Consider the following 5,130-nt stretch of genomic DNA (forward strand, 5'->3'; position numbering starts at 1 on the left):
TGCCGGCCGCAGCTTCGGCCTGCGCCACGCCGGCCTGCTGGCGCTGACGCCGCCCGACGCCGCCGAGGCCCTGCTGGGTGCCGAGACCGGCGGCCTCGCCCCCGCCCAGGGCCCCACCCGCTTCGCCCACGCGGCGGACGGCACGGTGTCCGAGCAGCCTACCCGCGCCGCCCGCCGTGCCGCCGCCCTGCATGGCGATGCCGCCAGCCTGCTGGCTCCGGCACCGCAATCCGCCCGCACGGCGATGGAAGCCGCCGTCCGCCCCTATCTGCACGCCGCCACCCCGGCCCCAGCCGCCGTGCCGCAGCCCGCCCGCCCGCTGGCGCCGCCGCGCCCCACCACCTCGCGTGGCCAGGTCTGGCGCGTCACCCTCGCCGGCCACCGCGTCACCCTGACCACCACTGAGAATGCCGGCGGCGGCCTCGCCGCCATCGGCCTCGCCATGGCGCGGGACGGCATCGCCTTCCGCGGCCTGATGGACAGCTTCCTCAGCGTGGTGAATCTCGGCCTCGCCCGTGGCATGCCGTTGTCGGACTATGTCGGCGCCGTCGCCTATAGCAGCGGCGGCCCCGCCGGCATGGTGGAAGGCGACCCGGATATCCGCCGCGCCACCTCGGTGCTGGACTGGGCCTTCCGCCGCATCGCCATCAGCTACCTCGATGGCGCCGAGGCCCGCCACCTCTGGCCCGACCCGTCCGAGGAGGATGTCGCGGCCGAGGCCGCCCCGGCCACCCCGGCCCAGCGGGAGGCCGCGCCCCAGCTGCCGCTGGACCTGCCGGCCCGTCCGTCCCCCGCCGCCCGGCGCGGTGGCCTCCGCCTCGTCGGCTGAGCGCCCGCCGCCCACCCAAAGCCGCCACACCCGGCCCTTCCCGGCCGGGCAAGGCCTCTCACCCGGCCCGGCCCCCACGGCCCGGCCCAGCCATACCGCCACGCCCGGCGCACGCCTGACACCGTCAGGCCCCCGCCCGCCGCTGCTGCAGGAGCTTCCCATGACCGGACAAATCGAAGGCCGCCTCGCCACCCTGGGCATCACCCTGCCCACGCCCGCGGCGCCGATCGCCAATTATGTCGGCTTCAACTTCGCCGGCCCCAACCTGCTGGTCGTCTCCGGCCAGATCCCGCTGCAGGAAGGCAAGATCCTGTTCACCGGCAAGGTCGGCGCCCAGGTGTCGCTGGAAGACGCCCGCGCCGCCGCCCGCCTCTGCCTGATCAACGTGCTGGCTCAGGTCAAAGCCGCCCTGGGCGGGGATCTGGATCGGGTGCAGAAGGTCGTCCGCCTCGGCGGCTTCATCGCCGCCGGGCCGGATTTCACCCAGCACGCCCAGGTGATGAACGGTGCCTCCGATCTCGCCGTGGAAGTGTTCGGCGATATCGGCCGCCACGCCCGCTCCACCATCGGCGTCCCCTCCCTGCCCGGTGACGCGGCGGTCGAGGTCGAAGGCATGTTCGAAGTCCTCTGACGCCCCGCAGGCCGCGCCCGCCCCGCGGACGCTGCCTGCGCCTTCCTTCCCCTGACCGCGTGGCCCACGCCCCGGCTGAGGCAGGCGGCCAGGCTCACGCCATGAGGCCACCCATGCCCGCCACCACCGACAGCCCTGCCTTCGAGGTCACCGCCGACGGCGACCCCGCCATCGGCGCCGCGCTGCTGCAAGGCCTGTTCGACCATAACCGCGCCTTCGTCGGCCCGGACGATACCCGCCCCCTGGCGGTGCTGGTGCGGGACCCCGCCACCGGCGCGGTGCGCGGCGGCCTCAACGGCCGCACCCGCTACAGCTGGCTCTACGTGGACAATTTCTTCCTGCCGGACGATTTGCGCGGCGGCGGCCTCGGCGCTCGCCTGCTGGCGGCGGCGGAAGCCGAAGCCCGCGCCCGCGGCTGCATCGGCGCCTACCTGGATACCAACAGCTTCCAGGCCCCTGCCTTTTACGAGAAGCAGGGCTATGTCCGCTTCGGCACCCTGACGGACTACCCCGCCCCCGGCCAGGCGAAGCTTTACTACGCCAAGCGCTTCGCGACGGCCTGACAGGGGTGGGAACGGAAGGGTAAGGCTGGGGGAAGGAATTCCCCCAGACCCCCATCTTTTTTCTGCGAGTTTGGCAGGCCGCCTATGGGGAGCGGATACTCTTTCGTTATAATGACTTAGCGTGTGGTGCCAATGGTGGCTATTGCCCAGCCTAGCCATGCAGATGCCCCTCTCCGCACGCAGTCCAAGGCCAAACTGATAGAAAGAAGATGGGGGCCTGGGGGAATTCCTTCCCCAGCCTTAACCTTCCTCAACACCGTCCCTCACGACGCCATCCGGTTCCGTCCCAGGAACTTCGCCCGGTACAGCCGTTCATCCGCCCGGGCGATCGCCTCGGTCAGGCTGCGGTCCGCCTTGCCCAGCAGCGTCAGGCCCAGGCTGATCGTGTAGGGCGGCAGGCCGGCGATCCCGGCCTGGGCCACGCCGTGCATCCGCGTCGCCAGCCGTTCCGCCGCATCCATCGTGGCGCCGGCCATCAGCACGACGAACTCGTCGCCGCCCAGCCGCACCAGCCGTCCGCCCTGTTCCAGTGCCAGCGCCGCCATATGCGCGGCGAAGGAGGACAGCACCGCATCCCCCACGGCATGCCCGTGCCGGTCGTTGATGGCCTTGAAGTGGTCGATGTCGATGACGATCAGCGCCCCGCCGCCCGCCAGCAGCCGTGGCTCCAGCGCCGCCATGCCGGCCCGGTTCCAGGCGCCGGTCAGTGGGTCCCGCTGCACCGCCTCGCGCAGTTCCACCTCCGCGCGCTCCCCCGGCATGCTGAGCAGGCCGAGATACAGGATGGCCAGCAGCACCTGGTCTGACAGCATCGGCAGCAGCGCGATCCGCTGCAGCGCCATCTCCTCCTGCAACTGCAGCAGGATGGCCACGACATAGCCTGGCGCGTAGGCCAGTACCGCCAGTCCGGCGATGCGCCGGCCGCGCCTGCCATGCGCTCCGCGCAGCAGCAACACCCCCACGCTGCCCACCGAAACCAACAGCGCCAGGAAACCGCCGATGCGCCCGCCCTCCGGCACCGGCAGGTCCATCCCGGCGGCGGCCAGCCAGAAGGGCACCGCGTAGCCCAGGAAGCCCAGCGGCAGCGGCAGCCACAACCAGGCCGGGAAGGGGCGCTTGCCCTCGAACAGACGCGCGCCGCTCAGCAGCAGCGCGTTGCACCCGGCCAGCGCGGCGTAGAGAGCCCCGCCCAGTCCCGGCGTCGGACCCCGCTCGAACATCTCGAACGCCACCAATACCCCGGCATACAGGGCGGCGCTGGCGGCCCAGTGCAACAGGAAGCGGTCCTGCCGCCGCCCCAGCCACAGCATCAGGAACACGGCGGTGAAGGCGACAGTCAGCAGCGTGCTGCTCAGCCGTAGCGTGTCCGTGTCAGGAATGAAGAACATCGGCGGATGGGCACAACTTCCGGTGTCTCTCGCTCTTAATGGCTGTCCGTGCCGCTCTCAACCCTGGCGCGAACATCCCTGGTGCCTGACTTGGGCGCACCCCCGACGCCAGACCTCTCCTTTCTCGTTTCACGAGACGCCGGCACGGCCTTTTCTCATGCCCCGCCGCCGCCAGCCCGGACCCCAACGCCCGGGCATCCCATCATGAGGCGGGCCAGAGCCTTGCCGCAGGCCGGCCGCATCCGCACATCAGGGGGCGCGATACGGAAAGCGGGAATGGCATCAGGTCTGTTCAGGATAGGCGAGGATCTCGGCGGCGGGATGCTCCGGCTGGTCTCCGGCATCACGGACGAAGCCGAGCGGTTGCTCAACGAGACTACGCTCCGCGTCGCCATCACCGGCCTCAGCCGGTCGGGCAAGACCGTGTTCATCACCTCGCTGATCGCCAACCTGATGGCGATGGGCCGGGGCCGGCAGACCCTGCCCGCCCTCACGGCGCAACTGGCAGCCAACGGCACCGCGCTCCGTAGCGTGCAGTTGGAACCCGCCGGCACCCAGTCGCTCGACTGGTTCGATGCGGCGGACAAGCTGCGCGACCTCGCCGGCACCACTCCGCACTGGCCGCCCCGCACCAGCGACCTCGCCAGCGCCAGCCTCACCCTGTCGCTGGAGCGCAGCGGCCCCGCCCGCATCCTCGGCGCCCGCCGCGTGCGGCTGGAGCTGCTGGACTACCCCGGCGAATGGCTGCTCGACCTCCCACTGCTCGACCAGGATTTCGCCCAGTGGTCGGCGGAGACCATCGCGCTGCTGAGCACCCCGCCGCGTCTCGAGGTGGCGAAGGACTTCCTGGACTTCATCGCCACGCTGGACGCCGCCGCCCCGGCGGACGAGGCCGTCGCCCGGCGCGGCCACCGCCTCTACCTCACCCTGCTGGAACAGGCGCGGGACCGCTTCGGCCTGCGCTGGCTGCAGCCGGGCCGCTTCCTTCGCCCCGGCCCGCGCGGCGAGAGCCCGATGATGTGGTTCTTCCCCCTGCCGGGCGCCGGCAGCGCCCCCTCCGGCAGCCTGCGGGACCTGCTGGCCCGCCGCTTCGCCGCCTACCGGGACGACATGCGGCAGAACTTCTTCGACCCCTGGTTCGCCCGGTTCGACCGCCAGGTGGTGCTGGTGGACGTGCTCGGCGCCCTCTGGGCCGGGCAGGGCGCGTTCGAGGACTCACGCCACGCCGTCGCCCAGATCGCCGCCGCCTACGATGCCCGCTCCCGCTCCCGCTGGTTCGGCCTGTCCACGCTGAAGCGCGTCGGCTTCGTCGCCAGCAAGGCGGACCACGTCCCCGCCGCGCAGCGCCCGGCGCTGGAAGCCCTGTTCGCCAGCATGATGGCGACCCCGGGCGAGGACCGCCGCACCACCACCCACCGCGCCATCGCCGCCCTGCGCTGTACGGAGGACGCGACGCATGACGGCCTGCCCGTCGTCCTCGGCGTGCCGCTGGGGGAGGGCCGCCGCCGCCCCTTCCGCCCCGGCCACATCCCCACCACCGCCCCGCCGGCGGGCGACCCGTTCTGGAGCCGCCCCTTCTTCGAGCTACCCGCCCTGCGCCCGCCGCTGATCGACCCAGATGGCCGCGATGGCCTGCCGAATCTTGGCCTGGATGCCCTGCTGTCCTGGCTGCTGGAGGACGCGCTGTGACCCCGCCCACCAACCGCCCCCCCTCCAACC

At 72.2% G+C, this 5,130-nt stretch carries 4 protein-coding genes and 1 pseudogene; 4 read left to right on the forward strand and 1 reads right to left on the reverse strand.

Annotated elements, in window-relative coordinates; all coding sequences use genetic code 11:
* The 3 genes and pseudogenes from IBL26_RS25070 to IBL26_RS25080 all read left to right on the forward strand — a co-directional run.
* Positions 1–829 (forward strand): annotated as a pseudogene (locus IBL26_RS25070) (hypothetical protein); the annotation flags it as partial.
* Between the two features lie 160 nt (positions 830–989).
* Positions 990–1,460 carry a RidA family protein gene (locus IBL26_RS25075; protein ID WP_187787228.1) on the forward strand — a complete coding sequence of 157 codons (471 nt, stop codon included), beginning with the start codon at positions 990–992 and terminating at the stop codon, positions 1,458–1,460.
* Positions 1,461–1,573: 113 nt separating this feature from the next.
* Positions 1,574–2,023, forward strand: coding sequence for a GNAT family N-acetyltransferase (locus IBL26_RS25080; protein WP_187787229.1), 450 nt, complete (start codon positions 1,574–1,576; stop codon positions 2,021–2,023).
* A gap of 263 nt (positions 2,024–2,286) precedes the next feature.
* Here IBL26_RS25080 and IBL26_RS25085 read toward each other — a convergent pair whose 3' ends face one another.
* Positions 2,287–3,411 carry a GGDEF domain-containing protein gene (locus tag IBL26_RS25085; RefSeq protein ID WP_187787230.1) on the reverse strand — a complete coding sequence of 375 codons (1,125 nt, stop codon included), beginning with the start codon at positions 3,409–3,411 and terminating at the stop codon, positions 2,287–2,289.
* Positions 3,412–3,687: 276 nt separating this feature from the next.
* Here IBL26_RS25085 and IBL26_RS25090 point away from each other — a divergent pair, with 276 nt between their 5' ends.
* Complete coding sequence (locus tag IBL26_RS25090) at positions 3,688–5,100, forward strand: YcjX family protein (RefSeq protein ID WP_241749736.1); 1,413 nt, start codon at positions 3,688–3,690, stop codon at positions 5,098–5,100.
* Positions 5,101–5,130 lie beyond the last annotated feature (30 nt).

The sequence above is a fragment of the Teichococcus aerophilus genome, from assembly GCF_014490485.1.
Taxonomy (GTDB): Bacteria; Pseudomonadota; Alphaproteobacteria; order Acetobacterales; family Acetobacteraceae; genus Pseudoroseomonas; species Pseudoroseomonas aerophila.